Origin of the sequence: Anaerococcus nagyae (assembly GCF_040364225.1) — a bacterium.
Classification (GTDB): domain Bacteria; phylum Bacillota; class Clostridia; order Tissierellales; family Peptoniphilaceae; genus Anaerococcus; species Anaerococcus nagyae.
In genome coordinates this window covers 1,190,367-1,206,875 of record NZ_AP031484.1, presented here as the reverse complement: position 1 = coordinate 1,206,875, position 16,509 = coordinate 1,190,367, and the positions used below count along the sequence as shown (strand labels likewise).

The following is a 16,509-nucleotide window of genomic DNA, read 5'->3' as shown; positions in this document are numbered from 1 at the left end:
ATATACCCTTATACATTAAATCTAAAATTAACTACATCGCCATCTTTCATGATATAGTCTTTACCTTCCATACGAAGGAGTCCTTTTTCGCGCGCACCATTTATAGATCCAGATTCTACGAGGTCTTCATACGATACGATTTCAGCTTTTATAAAACCACGAGATATATCAGTGTGAATTTTACCTGCTGCATCTACGGCTCTAGTGCCATCTGTGATTGTCCAAGCACGGGTTTCCATTTCTCCTGTAGTTAAAAAAGAAATTAGATTTAGCGTTTTATAGGAATCTTTTATTACTTTGTCGGTGCCAGATTCATCAAGACCTAACATCTCTAAAAAATCTTTCTTTTCTTCATTTGATTCAAGTTCTGAGATTTCTTGTTCAATTTTTGCAGATACTATTGATACTTCTGCATTTTCACTAGCTGCAAAGTCTCGAACAGTCTTAACATATTGGTTAGTTTCACCATTATTAGCGGCATCTTCCTCATTTACATTGCATACATAAATTATTGGTTTTGTTGAAAGTAGTTGATAAGAACGTAGGAGTTTTTTCTCTTCGTTATTTAATTTTAGGATTCTAGCAGATTTTCCTTCTTCAAGTACTGTTTTGACTTTATCTAAAACTGCAACTTCTTTGGCTACATCCTTGTCATTACGAGCAACTTTTCTTCGTTTTTCTAAGACCTTATCAATCATTTCAAGATCTGCAAATATAAGCTCAAGGTTGATGGTCTCAATATCACGAATTGGATCGACTGATCCATCAACATGGGTAACATTAGGATCATCAAAACATCTTAAAACTTCTACTATAGCATCTGTTTCTCTAATATTTGATAAGAATTGATTGCCTAGTCCTTCACCCTTTGAAGCCCCCCTTACAAGACCAGCTATATCATAAAATTCAATTACAGCTGGAACTATTTTTTTTGATTCACTCATTTTCGCCAATACGTTTAGTCGTTCATCTGGGACATTTACAAGGCCGACATTTGGATCGATTGTCGCAAATGGATAATTGGCAATAAGTGCACCAGCTTTTGTTATTGCATTAAATAATGTTGATTTACCAACGTTTGGCAAACCTACTATTCCAAGTTTCATCTAAATACTCACCCCTTTAAAAATTTTACATAACTGTATTAATTATAATTGATTTGAAGTAAAAATCAATCATTAGATACGCTACAAAAATACTTTATAAATAGGTATAGTTATAGTAAATAAGTAAATGAGCTGTTGTAAAATCTAGGAATCAAGGAGATTTTCCTCAGCGCTTTTTATAGTTATATAGACTTAAGGAGTTTAAATGAATATTAATCAAAGACTTGAAGATTTAAGAAATTTAATGGCGGATAGAAAAATTGATGCCTACATAATACCAACATCAGATCCACATCAATCAGAATATTTGGCAGATCATTACAAAGAAAGAGAATTTATTTCTGGATTTACTGGTTCTGCTGGTACTGCTGTAATTACTATGAATGAAGCTAAACTTTGGACGGATTCTAGATATTTCTTACAAGCTGAAAAAGAATTAGCTCATTCGGAATTTGAACTTATGAAAATGGGTGAGGATGACTATCCTACCATAGAAGAATACCTAGATCAAAGTGTTAGTGAATTTGGCAAAATTGCATTTAATGGCAATTTATTTTCAGTAAAAGAGTATAAAAGTTTAAGTGAGTCTATGGGATCTAGAACTCTTGTTTCAGATGTTGACTATATTTCAACTTTATGGACTGATAGACCATCCTTAAGAGATGATAAAGTTTGGATTTTAGGTGAAGAATATGCAGGTGAATCTACATCTTCTAAACTTAGTCGCATACGCGAGGAAATGGCAAAAAATGCTTATGATTATTATTTTATAGGTGCAGTTGAAGATATTTGTTGGACTCTTAATATAAGAGCGAATGATATCGACTACAATCCAGTAGTGTTATCTTATATGCTAATTTCTCATGATCAAGCTCATTTATGTATTGATCAAGCAAAACTAGATGGAGAAGTGAAAGATTATTTATCAGAAAATAATATAAAAGTGCATTCATATGAATATATCTTTACATTATTAAAAGATATACCTGGCAAAAATAGGATATTCTTAGATCCAGAAAGAACAAATGTAGCAATTTATGATTCTATAAATGCAAATGTAAAAATTTCTACAGATAGAAATATCACAACAAATATGAAAGCTGTCAAAAATGATAAAGAAATAGAAAATACTAAGAAAGCTTATATTATAGATGGCGTTAGCCTAGTAAAATTCTTTAACTGGTTAGAAATAGGATCTACTACAGGAACCTTGAATGAGTATGTAGCTAGCAAAAAACTTCATGAGCTTAGAGCAGAGAACAAAAGCTTTGTAGAAGAATCCTTTGAATCAATCATAGGTTATAAGGATAATGCGGCAATTGTTCACTATGCACCATCTAATGTAGGCTCAAAAACAATTGAAAATGAAGGGCTTATCTTAATTGATTCAGGAGCACATTATAAAGAAGGCACTACAGATATTACTCGTACTCTTGCTTTAGGCAGACTTACTGAAGATGAAAAAACTGACTATACTTTAGTTTTAAAATCTCATATCTCCTTATTTTTAGCTAAGTTTAAAAATAAAACTACGGGCCAAAGATTAGATGCAATTGCTAAATACCCATTATGGAAAGCGGGCAAAGATTTCTTTCATGGTACAGGTCATGGCGTAGGCTATTTACTAACAGTTCATGAAGGGCCACAAAGAATTTCAGCTACAAGTGATGTTGAATTTATAGAGGGGATGATGACATCTAATGAGCCTGGACTTTATATAGCAGGTAGTCATGGTATAAGAATAGAAAGTGAAACTTTTGTTCGTCATGCTTTTGATAACGAATTTGGCAAGTTTTTAGAGTTTGAGAACTTAACATATGTTCCAATAGATACTAGACCAATAAAAACAGAAATGTTAACTTTGGAAGAAATAGACTGGATAAATGATTACAATGCTAAATGTGAACAACTTTTAGCACCACACTTAGAAGGCTCAGATTTAGAATATTTGAAAGAGAGTTGTAAAGAAATTTGACCACTCAAGAAGTAAAGGACAAACTAAAAGAACTACCAGATTTACCTGGCGTTTATATAATGAGAAATGCTAGCGATGAGATTATATATGTAGGAAAGGCTATTAATTTAAAAAAAAGAGTCCGCCAGTATTTTGATAATAACAAAAACAAGGGAGCCAAGGTTCTTGCCATGGTTTCCCATATTGATCATTTTGAATATATAATAGTAGAAAATGAAGTCGAGGCTTTAGTTCTAGAATCTAATCTTATTAAGAAAAATAGGCCTAAATACAATATCGTACTTAGAGATGATAAGCAATATCCTTATATAAAAATAACTAATGAAAAATATCCGAGAATATTAAAGGTAAGACAAGTTTATAATGATAAGGCCCTTTATTTTGGACCTTATCCAGATGCCTATGCAGTAAACGATTCTATAGATTTGTTTCACTTATACTATCAGTTTAGAACTTGCAATCTAGACTTTGATAAGGGAGCAACCCTAGATAGACCTTGCTTAAATTATTTCATAAAAAAATGTAATGCACCATGTATTAAAAAAGAAGATGAGCAAAGATATATGGAGAATATAGAGGATGTTAAATTATTTTTAGAAAATAAGTCAGATAAGATTCCAGACTGGGTGCTAGATAAGATGAATCAAGCAAGTAGTGAGCTTAATTTTGAGATGGCCTCTAAATATAGAGACTATTATAGAGCACTATCCACTATTTCTGAACGTCAAAAAGTTACAGAAACCGGTGGTGATGATATGGATATCATAGCTATGAGCAAAGGCACTAGCGTCATAGTCATGCAAGTATTTTTCATGAGAGAAGGAAAAATTGTAGATCGCCAACATTTTATTATCAAAAATGATTTTGTAGAAACTGATAAGGATATAATAGGCTCTTTTATTAAACAGTTTTATCTTGATATAATGTATGTTCCAAAAGAAGTACTACTAGAAATTATGCCAGAAGATATAGGAACCATAAATGAGTTTTTAAATCAAAAACGAGGTACTAAGGTTACTATTCATCAGACAAAACTTGGTCGAAAGAAAGATTTAGTAAATATGGCTTTAACTAATGCCAATGATATGCGAATAAAATATGAAAAACGCATAGAAAAGAAGAATCGAAAAAAGTCTGCTGGTATAAATCAATTAAAAGAGATTTTAAATATATCTAAGATAAATAGGATAGAAGCTTATGATATATCTAATACATCTGGAGTTCAGTCAGTAGGCTCTATGGTAGTATTTGAAGATGGACATCCAAATCCAAAAGAATATAGGAAGTTTAAGATAAAAACTATAGAAGGACCAAATGATTACGGATCTCTAAAAGAAGTATTAACTCGTAGATTAAAAAATGGCCTTAAGGAAAAAGAAGCAGGAAATATCCTTACAGGCTTTGGCAAACTTCCAGATCTTATCCTTATGGATGGTGGCAAGGGACAAGTATCTTCAGCAAAAGAAATATTAAAAGAGTTTAATTTAAATATTGAAATAGCAGGTCTTGTTAAAGACGATAAGCATACTACCCGTGCAATAATTTATCAAGGTTGTGAAATACCTATAAATAGGCGCGATCCGGTTTATAAGTTGATCTATGAAATTCAAGAAGAAGCCCATAGATTCGCCATAAATTATCATAGAAAATTAATGCAGAAGACAATGCAAAAATCAGAGCTTGATAATATAAAAGGTGTTGGAGAAAAAACTAGAATAAATCTTTATAAGCATTTTAAAACTATTACAAATATTAAGAAAGCTAGTGTAGAAGAGCTAATGGAAGTTCCCCTAGTCGGAAAATCACAAGCCTTAGAAATATATAAATATTTTAGACTAAAAGGATAAGGAGAATTTATGGACGATAAAAATAAAAATCAGGAAATAATGGATGATGGCGTTACAGAAAGCGAAGTAAAGAGTGATGTTATTCAAAAAGAGGTTTTAAGAGGCGAAACCAACAAAGAGATCAAGTTACACACAGTAGTAGAAAATTTAGGTCTTGAAATTGTCCATCAATCCAGCAATTATTATGACATTACCTTATCCAGTGCTGATGTAAATAGACCTGGTCTGCAATTGGCTGGCTACCTAGAAGATTTTCCGTATTTAAGATTACAAATTATTGGATCTGTAGAATATACTTATCTAACAGGACTTGATAGTAAGCTTCAATATGAGAGATTTAGAGGGATATTATCTTATAATATCCCAGCCGTTATATTCTCTTATAATGCAGAATTAAATCAAGATATTTTAGACCTAGCAGATTATTATGATAAGACTCTTCTAAGATCACCAGAAAAAACTACTAAACTTATATCTGGTATATCTTATGAACTTGAATATCAATTGGCCCCAAGAAGCAATGTTCACGGAGAGCTTCTTGAAGTTTTTGGTATAGGTGTTCTCATTATGGGGAAATCATCAGTTGGTAAAAGTGAAACAGCATTAGATCTTGTAAATAGAGGACATAGACTAGTAGCTGATGACATGGTAGACATTATGGCTATGGATAATAAACTAATGGGTACAGCGCCAGATAATATCAGACACTATATGGAAATAAGAGGTTTAGGTATAGTAAATGTTAGAAGATTATATGGGACAGGTTCTGTAAAACATACTAGTCAAATTGAACTTGTAATAGAGCTAGAACAATGGAAATCAGACTTTGAGTACGATAGATTAGGACTTGATGATCATTATATAGAATTATTAGATGTAAAAGTTCCACACATAGTAGTGCCTGTAAGGGCTGGAAGAAATTTAGCTATGATTGTCGAAGTTGCAGCTATGAATCAAAGAGAGAAAAACTTCGGCTATAATGCGGCTCGTGCTATGACAAATAATATATTTCACAAAGAATTAGTAGAGAAAAGCGATGACTTCGAATAGGTCATTGTTTTTTTATTTGTAATTTAACAATCGTTACTTTTATAAAAATTCTCTTTTTTAAGAAATAATATATATTTTAACAACTACCCTTGACTTTCTTATAAATCTTCATTATACTTAAATTAGTGTTAACGATAATTACTTATAATTATTTTAGGAGGTCTAAATGACAATTACTAGAGCAATGAAGACTATGGACGGTAATACAGCTGCAGCTCACGTATCATATGCATTTACTGATGTTGCAACTATTTACCCAATCACACCATCTTCACCAATGCCAGAGTCTGTTGATGTTTGGTCATCAAATGGACGTAAAAATGTTTTTGATAGAGAAGTAATGGTAAAAGAGCTACAATCTGAAGCAGGTGCAGCAGCAGCTGTTCACGGTTCACTTGCAGCAGGAGCACTTACTACTACATATACAGCCAGCCAAGGATTATTATTAATGATACCTAATATGTATAAAGTCGCTGGTGAAAGATTACCAGGTGTATTCCATGTTGCAGCAAGAACTGTAGCTACTCAATCACTTTCTATCTATGGCGACCACTCAGACGTTATGGCAGCTAGACAAACAGGTTGTGCTATGCTTTGCTCAAACTCTGTTCAAGAAGTAATGGACTTATCTCCAGTAGCTCACTTAGCAGCTATAAAGGGACGTCTTCCATTCATTAACTTCTTCGATGGGTTTAGAACAAGTCACGAAATTCAAAAAATCGAAGTTTGGGATTATGACACACTTAAAGATTTAGTAGACTATGATGCTGTTGATGAATTCAAAAATAATTCATTAAATCCAGAAAGACCAAAACACATGGGTACAGCAGAAAAGAATACTTATTTCCAAAGATATGTTGCTTCTAACCCAGCTTATACAGATATGATTGGTATAGTTGAAGATTATATGCACCAAATCAATGATTTAATTGGTACAAATTATGAATTATTCAACTACTACGGTGCTGATGATGCAGAAAATATCATAGTAGCTATGGGTTCATTCTGCCAAGCAGCTCGTGAAACAATTGATGTTTTATTAGAAGAAGGACAAAAAGTAGGTTTAGTAGAAGTTCACTTATATAGACCATTCTCAACTGAACATTTATTAAAAGCTATTCCTCAATCAGTTAAGAAAATAGCTGTTCTTGATAGAACAAAAGAAAAAGGTGCTGAAGGACAACCTCTACACTTAGACGTTAAATCAGCATTCTACAGACAAGAAAATGCTCCAGAAATCTTTAGTGGTGTTTACGGACTTGCTGGTAAGGACACAATTCCAGCTGACGTTAAAGCAGTATTTGATAATTTAGCAAAAGCTGATACTAAAGAAGGATTCACACTTGCTATTAACGATGATGTTACAAATACATCTTTGGAAAGAGATGATTTCAAAGTACGTCAAGAAGGAACAACAAGATGTAAGTTCTGGGGATTCGGATCTGACGGTACTGTTGGTGCTAATAAACAAGCTATCAAAATCATTGGTGATAATACAGACATGTATGCTCAAGGATACTTTGATTATGACTCTAAAAAATCAGGTGGTTTAACAGTATCTCACTTAAGATTTGGTAAAGATCCAATCAGATCAACATACTTACTAGATGAAGCTGATTTTATGTCATGTTCTAAACAAGCATACGTTAATCAATATGACTTATTAGCAGGACTTAAAGATGGTGGTACATTCTTACTTAACTGCGTATGGAGTGAAGACGAATTAGACCAACACATTCCAGCTAATATGAAAAGATATATGGCTGAACATGATATCAATTTCTACATTATTGACGCATCACATATTGCTCAAGATTTAGGACTTGGTTCAAGAACAAACATGATTATGCAAGCAGCTTTCTTCAACCTTTCACAAGTACTTCCAATTGATGATGCAGTAGGATACTTAAAAGACTCTATCGTTAAATCATATGGTCACAAAGGTGATGACATTGTAAACATGAATTATTCAGCTGTAGATGCAGGACTTACTGCAGCTAAGAAAATAGAAATACCTGCTGAATGGGCTAATGCGCAAGACGAAGCAAAAGAAGAAAACGGAGAAGTTTCTGAATTTGTTAAAAATATTTTAAGACCAATGATAGAACAAAAAGAAGATGATATTCCAGTATCAGCTTTCACAGATCTTGATCTTGAAAATGGTGAATTCCCATCAGGTACAACAGAATATGAAAAACGTGGTATAGCTCTTAATGTACCAGAATGGCAAATGGATAACTGCATCCAATGTAACCAATGTTCATTTGTTTGTCCACACGCTGTAATTAGACCATTCTTAGTAACTGAAGACGAAAAAGCTAACGCTCCAGAAAACTTCAATACTAAAAAAGCTATCGGCAAGGGTATGGATGAATATGAATTTAGAATTCAAGTTTCTCCATTAGACTGTACTGGTTGTGGAAACTGTGCTGACATCTGTCCAGCTCCAAATAAAGCTCTTATCATGAAACCTTTTGAAGATCAAGTTGAAGAACAAAAAGAAAATTGGGCATATGCTCATGAAGAAGTTGGATACAAAGAAGATGTAATGGATGATAAAAACCTTAAAGGAAGCCAATTCAAACAACCATTACTTCAATTCTCAGGTGCTTGTGCAGGATGTGGTGAAACACCATATGCTAAATTAGTAACTCAATTATTCGGTGACAGAATGTATATTGCAAATGCTACAGGTTGTTCATCAATTTGGGGAGCAAGTGCACCAGCTATGTCATATACAAAGAACCTTCAATCAGGTAAGGGTCCAGCTTGGGGTAACTCATTATTTGAAGATGCAGCTGAATACGGATACGGTATGAAACTTGCAGCAGAATCAAATAAATACCTACTTGAAAACTATATGAACAAATTCTTAGAACTTAACATTGAATCTCCATATAATGAAGCATTCAAGATGTGGATTGAAGGAAAAGAAGATGTTAATGCTTCTAAAGAAGCTACAGCTAAGATCTTAAATCTTCAAGATGAAAAAGTTGATAATGAAGAAGCTTCTGATTTAGTTAAGAAAATTCTTACACTTAAAGATTACATGATCAAAAAATCTATGTGGATCTTCGGTGGTGACGGATGGAGCTATGATATCGGATTTGGTGGTGTAGATCATGTATTAGCAAGTGGTGAAAACATCAATATCTTAGTATTCGATACAGAAGTATATTCAAATACAGGTGGACAAAGTTCTAAATCTACTCCATTATCAGCAGTAGCACAATTTGCTGCATCTGGTAAGAAAGTACGTAAAAAAGATCTTGGTTTAATGATGACATCTTATGGATATATCTATGTAGCACAAGTTGCTATGGGTGCTAACCAAAACCAAACATTAAAAGCTATCAAAGAAGCTGAAAGCTATGATGGACCATCTCTAATAATCGCATACGCACCATGTATTAACCACGGTATCAGAGTTGGTATGGGTAAATCTCAATTTAGAGAAAAACAAGCTGTTGAAGCTGGTTACTGGCACTTATGGAGATTTGACCCAAGACTTGCTGACGAGGGCAAAAATCCATTCCAATTAGATTCCAAAGAACCAACAGAATCATTCCAAGAATTCTTACAAGGTGAGGTAAGATACTCTTCACTTAAGAGATCATTCCCAGAAACAGCAGATGAATTATATGCTGAGGCAGAAAAAGCTGCTAATGAGAGATATAACACATATAAGAGACTTGCTGGAAAATAAGAATATTTAATAAAAATCGCCAATTGATTTTGGCGATTTTTTTATGTCCAGATTTATTATGACTAAAGTAAAGTCTTTATGGTATAATAAACTAATAAAAGTATATAGTTTTACTATAGGGAGGAAATATGGCTATTAAATATGTAAACCATTATGGCAAAGTCACAATCGATGATTCAGTGATTGCAAATATAGTTGCAGCTACTGTTATGGAATCATACGGTGTAGTTGGCCTTGCATCTCGTTCTACAAAAGATGATATATATGAACTCTTAAGACTGGATAATATGTCTAAGGGTGTAGAAATAATTAGAAATGATGATGGAACTTTAAGTATAAATATTTCTATTTTTATTCTTTATGGGGTAAGAATAGCAGTAGTTGCCCAAAATATTATAGACAATGTGAAATATAAGTTAGAGAAGTCTTTATATGTTAGGGTATCAGATGTGAATATTTTAGTGCAAGGAATTAATAAGTAGGTGTTTATGAGACAAATCGATGCAAATAAGCTTCAACAGATGATTCATGGAGCTTATGAATTGTTAAATGAAAATAAAGAAATGGTAAATGAACTGAATGTATTTCCAGTTCCTGATGGCGATACAGGCACAAATATGACCATGACAATGAAATCAGGTGTTGATAAGGTAAATCAGTTAAATGGTACAAGTGCTGATGAAATTGCAAAAGCTCTATCGCAAGGAACTTTGATGGGCGCTCGCGGTAACTCAGGAGTTATTCTTTCTCAATTAGTAAGAGGTTTATCAAAGGCTATTAAAGGTAAAAGTATTATAGATTTATCGGATATTCCTGAAATATTTAATATAGCTAATAAAACTGCGTATAAGGCTGTTATGAAGCCTACTGAAGGAACTATACTTACAGTTAGTCAAAAAATGACTGATAAAGCTAATGAAATATACAAAAATGATATTGAACTTGATCAATATTTATATGAAATTATTAGTGCAGGTCAAAAAGCTCTTGATAATACACCAAATCAATTGCCAGTATTAAAAGAGGCGGGTGTAGTAGATTCAGGTGGACAAGGATTAATAGTCTTGTTAAGAGGTGCTTTTTCTGCCTTAAATAGTGATATCAAGCTAGGAGAAATTATACCAGCCACTAAAGAAGATAAAAAAGATCTTGCTTATGAATTTAGTTTTGAGTTGGCTACAACTGATGAATCTTATAAAACTGTAAAAAAATCACTTGATACAATAGCTGATGATATTGAAGAGTCATTTGAAGATGAAGTTTTAAGGGCAAAACTTAAAACAGATAATATTAGCGGATTAATACAAATGCTTACAGAATATGGAGTAATCCTTCATGCTGAGCTTACAAATCTAAAACCTGACCTTAGTTCTATAAAAGCAAAGAAAAAACAAGAAGCTAAAAGGTATGGATTTATAGCTGTTAGCAGAGGCGACGGATATGATGCAATACTTAAAAGTATGAATATCGATCAGATTATTTCAGGTGGTCAAACAATGAATCCATCAACTGAGGATATTTATAATTCTTTAGAAAAAGTTAATGCTGAAAATATAATAATATTCCCTAACAATAAAAATATAATCATGAGTGCTAAGCAAGCAACAGAACTAACAGATAAAAATGCAGTAGTTATTGAAACAAGATCTATACCAGAAACTTTTGCTGCTATGTTAGAATTTGATTATGAAAGTAGTCTTGAAGAAAATACAGAATCCATGAAGGAAGCTATAGAGGATATCCATGTTGGAGAGATTTCTACTTCTATTAGAGATACATCTGTTGGAGGTGTAGAAATCAAAAAAGATGACTACCTTAGTATTTTGGATGGTAATATAATTGCATCTGAAAGCAAAATTGAAAATTCGGTTTTAAAAATTGTTGATAGAGCTTTAGAAGAAGATAGAGCTATTTCTTTAGTCACTGTTTACTACGGACAAGAAGTAGATAAAAAGGAAGCTAAAGATGTAGTTAAAAAGCTTAGTAAAAGACATAAGGATATTGATGTTGATCTAGTTTATGGTGGTCAACCAGTTTATTATTACACAATCACATTGGAATAATGAAACTAATAGACTTAAAGGGAATAGGACCTAAAAAAGAAGAATTACTTAATAAGCTAGGTATTTATACTGTAAGTGACTTATACAATTATTATCCAACAAGTTTTGAAGATAGAACTCATAGGATGATAGTTAGCAAAGCTAATCCTGATATTAAATACTATTTTGAATGGGAAATAGTCAGCAAGTCTTATCAAGTTCGAACGAAAAATGGCATAATAACTTATCTTTATGCTTTTGAAAAAGACTCAAATCAAAAGATAAAAATTTTATGGTTTAATGATAGATTTTCACATCAAAAGCTGTCTATGTCAAATACCTATAAATTCTATACAAAGATTAATAAAAATAAGGAAGTATATGAAGCGGTTAATCCTATTTTTTGTAAAAAAGATGAAAGTATAATAGGAAACATAATTGCAATATATTCCCTAACATCTGGTATAAATCAAAAACAAATATCTGATTTTATAGAAAAAGCTTTAGAGAATTATGATAGCAAAGAAGAAATATTTGACAAAGAATTGCTAGAGAAGTTCTCTCAATCTAGTAAGTATGATAATTTAAAAGAAGTTCATTTTCCAAAGGATAGAAAAAGCCTCATAAAGGCTAAATCAGAACTTAAAATAAATGATTTTGTAAGGGAATTAATTTATATTGACTTTATAGATAAAAAGCTTCAAAGAAGACAAGAACTAAGATTAAACTACAATTTAGATAATATCCTAGCAAAGCTAGACTTTACACTTACAAGATCTCAGTTTATTTCCTTAAATGAAATACTAAAAGATGCTTCAGATGAAATAATCATGAATAGACTCTTGATAGGAGATGTAGGTTCAGGGAAAACGATAATAGCTTTAATTGTTATGATAATATTTGGTCTAAACGGTTACCAATCAGCAATGATGGTTCCTACCGAAGTTTTGGCAAATCAACAATTTGAGAAAAATTTAGCTTTTATAGAGTCATTTGGATTGAAAGCAGCTCTTCTTACTGGGTCAGTTAAAGATAAAGCTGATCTTAAAAAGAGTATAGCAAGGGGAGATATTGATATAGTAATAGGCACTCACGCTCTTATTCAAGATGATGTAAGTTTTAAAGATTTGAGATTTGTAGTTAATGATGAGCAGCACAGATTTGGAGTCGGACAAAGGCAGGCATTAGGTGCTAAAGCAGAGTCAGTGAATTATCTAACAATGACTGCTACTCCAATTCCAAGAACTATTTCTCTAAGACTTGCTCAAATACTAGATTTATCTATAATAAATGAGCTACCAAGGGGTAGAAAACCTATTGTAACAAAAGTTATTGCTAAAAATAGAGAAGAAATATTATTTAATGAGATATCTTTTAATTTAGACAGTGGTAGACAAGTATATATAGTTTCTAATAATATAGATGCAGATGATGATAATAGTGTAGAAAAATTATACAAACGTTATAAAACACGTTTTAAAAACAAAAATATAAAAAGGCTTCACGGCAATTTGAAAGCTACAGATAAAGAAAAAACATTAAAGGACTTTAGTGCTGGAAGAGTAGACATACTTATTTCAACAACTGTTATTGAAGTAGGTATTGATGTAGCTAATGCAAATACCATGGTTATATATAATGCAAATAACTTTGGCTTATCATCTCTCCATCAGCTAAGAGGCAGAGTAGGACGTGGACCTTACGAATCTTATTGCTATTTAGTGGCCCAAAATATAAAAGAAGATGCTAAGCTTAATATTTTAGTTAATAATGACAATGGATTTGAGATAGCAAAAAAAGATTTTGAGCTTAGAGGTGGTGGTAAGATTTTATCATCAATCCAACATGGTAAAAATTTAGACCAAGTAGAATATATGTCAATGACAAGTGAAGAGATAGAAAAAAGTTTTGAAATTTTTCAATTTCTTAAGGATAATGATTATAAGGGAGTTAATTTCTCTTATATAGAAAAATTTTTCACATATGATAGAAGGATAATATTAAACTAATGAGAGTTGTTGCAGGAAAATATAAGGGTTTTAATTTAGATGCCCCAAAACATAAAAATACTAGACCTACGGATAATAAAGTAAAAGAAGCTATATTTGATATGCTATATCCAATAAAAAAAGATTCTACTGCCTTAGATCTTTTTTCAGGCAGTGGACAAATTGGTATAGAATTCTTATCTAGGGGTTTAAAGCTTGTATGCTTTAATGAAATAGATAATTCTAGTTTTAGGGTATTAAAGGCAAATCTTGCCAAAATTAAAGATGATAATTACATACTTAACAAACTTGATTATAAATTAGCCTTAGAGACTTATAGAGATAAAGATATAAAATTCGACTATGTATTTTTAGATCCTCCTTATGATAAAGATTTCATAGACCATAGTCTTAGACTCATATTAGATTATGAATTGTTAAATGAGGAAGGTATAGTAATAACAGAATCAGATAGAGAATTAAATTTTAGTGAAAAATATGATTTTTATCTATATAAAGAAAAAACATATGGAAGGAAGATAATTAAGATTTATATAAAATGAAAGTAATATATCCAGGAAGTTTTGATCCACTAACTTATGGTCATCTTGATATTATTCAAAGGTTGGATAGTATGTATGATGAAGTTATAGTAGCAATTCTCATAAATGAAGATAAAAAATCTTTGTTTTCTCTTAAGGAAAGAGAAGAAATGCTTAGAGTTGAGATTAAGGAAAATAAGCTAACCCATGTAACAATAAAATCATTTGATGGTCTTTTGGTAAATTTTGCAAAAGAAGAAGATTGCAAAGTAATAGCAAGAGGACTTAGACTTATAGCTGATTATGAATATGAAAAAAATATAGCTAGAATAAATGCTTGTCTATATGAAGGTCTTGAAACAATATTTTTATTAGCTAATTCTAATTATTCGTTCATAAGCTCAAGTGGTGTCAAAGAAGTAGCAAGTTTTAAAGGTGAGATATCACCTTTTGTAAGTAAAAATGTAGAAAATAAAATTAAAGAGAAATACAACTACTAAGGGGGAAATCAAATGGCAAGTACAATAACAGAATTAATAAATGAGATGGAAGATGTTATGGATGAGGCTAGTGCTGTTCCATTTTCTAGAAAGGTATCGGTAGATCCAGATGAAATTTATGAAATTCTTAACGAAATGAAAGATTCTTTACCACAAGAAATAAAACAAGCGGAATGGACTTACCAAGAAAAAGATAGAATTATTGGTGAAGCTAACTCAGAAGCTGATCAAAGGTTGGCACAAGCTGAAAAAGAAATTCAAAACTTCAAAGAACAAGCTAAGGTTCAATATCAAAAGATGATTTCAGAACATGAAATTACTTTACAAGCTCGCACAGAAGCTGATAGAATTTTACAAGAAGCTGCTACTGAAGCAAATAAGATTAGACAACAATCTTATGAATATATTGATAAACTATTCTCATCATCTTCAGAAAACTTCAGTCAATTAGCTCAACAGCTAGAAAAAAATAGAAGAAATATTCTTGAATCTAGATAACTTTGAAAGACGCTCTTAGAAATACTAATAGCGTCTTATTTTTTTTGTGAAATCCTCATATAAATTACGTCCTGTACTCAAATTATATAGATTGGATGCATCTATCATTCTTGAGAAAACTATTTTATCTGTTTTAGACAAATTGTAAGAATCTTTCTTTCTGATGATGGCCTTTGCCTTTGCATTTTTTAGGATATATTCTGATTTTTTATTAAAAGCCAGTACTTTATAAAAATCAAGATCGTATTTGTTAAAGCAAATTTTATTTTCTAATATATAATTAAGCATTAATCTTTTTATCCTTGATGAAGTATATCTTTTAGTTGTGGCTTCTTTAATAAAATTGTTAAAAGAGCAGTTTTTTATAGCTATTTTTTCTAAATAGTTATCTATGCCATTTTCATAACCTATAATATCATCCATGAGTCTATGTTCAATTAATATCAGAAATTTAAATAAATCGTAATAATAATTCATATTTGCTAAACCATAAATTTCTTTACTTTTTTCAATTAACTCATAGGAATAACTAGGAACATGGTCTTTATAAGAATCAAAAATATATTTTCTTATAGCTGTAGATGATGAGATCTTAGAGTTATTTAATTTTATATCCTTGTTAGCAGACGAAATTCTTTTTATAGGAATAGCTTTAACTTTTGAATTTATTTTTTCTATAGCTCTAATATATTCTAAAGCTAGGATATTATTTGATGTTATAAAGTTATTATCTCCTAAAATTTCAACTGTAGCATTATAACGTGCTTTTGTAAATGAACTATTATTTAAATTTTTTTTAGTAAGAACATCAAGTTCATCTTTTTTATCAATTAATATATAAGCTTTTTTTAAAAAATCATCAGGCTCCTCATTTTCTATACCAAAGCATAGATAATCTATATCTAATTTATTTAAAATTTTAACAGATCCTAAAGCAAAATATTCTGCAGATTGCAAACTAATATAATTAGGCATTTCTACAACCATATCAAAACCTGCTTTCATGGCAGCATCCGCTCTACTAAATTTATCAATTATAGCGGCTTCTCCTCTTTGAACATAATCTCCACTCATAAGACTTATAGCGATTTCTGCCTTAGTTTTTTCTTTTGACTTTTCTAATAAATATTCATGACCATTGTGAAATGGATTGAATTCTGAGATAATTCCTAATTTTTTCATAATAAATTTATACCCCAAAAGCTCTATTTTCTAAAGGTTATAAAAAGTTCTCTTTACCATTATTATGATTTTT

The 16,509-nt window shown here is 31.4% G+C and carries 12 protein-coding genes; 10 read left to right on the top strand and 2 right to left on the bottom strand.

Features of this window, described 5'->3' with window-relative positions; translation table 11 throughout:
* Positions 1-8 precede the first annotated feature (8 nt).
* Positions 9-1,106 (bottom strand): redox-regulated ATPase YchF, encoded by a 1,098-nt coding sequence (gene ychF, locus ABXG81_RS05905; RefSeq protein WP_316115926.1) that lies wholly within the window; start codon positions 1,104-1,106, stop codon positions 9-11.
* Positions 1,107-1,311: 205 nt separating this feature from the next.
* Here ychF and ABXG81_RS05900 point away from each other — a divergent pair, with 205 nt between their 5' ends.
* The 10 genes from ABXG81_RS05900 (at position 1,312) to ABXG81_RS05855 (ending at position 15,254) form a co-directional block, all read left to right on the top strand.
* A complete protein-coding gene (locus tag ABXG81_RS05900) occupies positions 1,312-3,081 on the top strand; it encodes an aminopeptidase P family protein (RefSeq protein WP_316115928.1) in 1,770 nt (589 codons plus the stop codon).
* Positions 3,078-4,928, top strand: coding sequence for an excinuclease ABC subunit UvrC (gene uvrC, locus ABXG81_RS05895; protein ID WP_353528513.1), 1,851 nt, complete (start codon positions 3,078-3,080; stop codon positions 4,926-4,928). Before ABXG81_RS05900 ends, uvrC begins: the two co-directional genes overlap by 4 nt.
* 39 nt (positions 4,929-4,967) lie before the next feature.
* Positions 4,968-5,978, top strand: a complete 1,011-nt coding sequence (gene hprK, locus ABXG81_RS05890; protein WP_117521706.1) for an HPr(Ser) kinase/phosphatase — start codon at positions 4,968-4,970, stop codon at positions 5,976-5,978.
* Between the two features lie 166 nt (positions 5,979-6,144).
* Positions 6,145-9,684: a pyruvate:ferredoxin (flavodoxin) oxidoreductase gene (nifJ, locus tag ABXG81_RS05885; protein ID WP_353528512.1), complete on the top strand. Its 3,540-nt coding sequence runs from the start codon at positions 6,145-6,147 to the stop codon at positions 9,682-9,684.
* Positions 9,685-9,812: 128 nt separating this feature from the next.
* Complete coding sequence (locus ABXG81_RS05880) at positions 9,813-10,166, top strand: Asp23/Gls24 family envelope stress response protein (RefSeq protein ID WP_117521358.1); 354 nt, start codon at positions 9,813-9,815, stop codon at positions 10,164-10,166.
* Positions 10,167-10,172: 6 nt separating this feature from the next.
* The gene (locus ABXG81_RS05875) at positions 10,173-11,747 is read left to right on the top strand and encodes a DAK2 domain-containing protein (protein WP_117521360.1); all 1,575 of its coding nucleotides are present in this window, start codon (positions 10,173-10,175) and stop codon (positions 11,745-11,747) included.
* Entirely contained in the window at positions 11,747-13,735 is a 1,989-nt protein-coding gene (locus ABXG81_RS05870) for an ATP-dependent DNA helicase RecG (RefSeq protein ID WP_353528510.1), read from the top strand. The genes ABXG81_RS05875 and ABXG81_RS05870 overlap by 1 nt, the downstream gene beginning before the upstream one ends.
* Entirely contained in the window at positions 13,735-14,277 is a 543-nt protein-coding gene (rsmD, locus tag ABXG81_RS05865; protein ID WP_353528509.1) for a 16S rRNA (guanine(966)-N(2))-methyltransferase RsmD, read from the top strand. The genes ABXG81_RS05870 and rsmD overlap by 1 nt, the downstream gene beginning before the upstream one ends.
* Entirely contained in the window at positions 14,274-14,756 is a 483-nt protein-coding gene (coaD, locus tag ABXG81_RS05860; RefSeq protein WP_117521366.1) for a pantetheine-phosphate adenylyltransferase, read from the top strand. Before rsmD ends, coaD begins: the two co-directional genes overlap by 4 nt.
* A 12-nt stretch (positions 14,757-14,768) precedes the next feature.
* A complete protein-coding gene (locus ABXG81_RS05855) occupies positions 14,769-15,254 on the top strand; it encodes an ATPase (RefSeq protein ID WP_117521369.1) in 486 nt (161 codons plus the stop codon).
* Positions 15,255-15,278: 24 nt separating this feature from the next.
* On the opposite strand, the gene ABXG81_RS05850 is transcribed toward ABXG81_RS05855, so the two are convergent.
* A complete protein-coding gene (locus ABXG81_RS05850) occupies positions 15,279-16,436 on the bottom strand; it encodes a nucleotidyltransferase family protein (RefSeq protein ID WP_353528508.1) in 1,158 nt (385 codons plus the stop codon).
* Positions 16,437-16,509 lie beyond the last annotated feature (73 nt).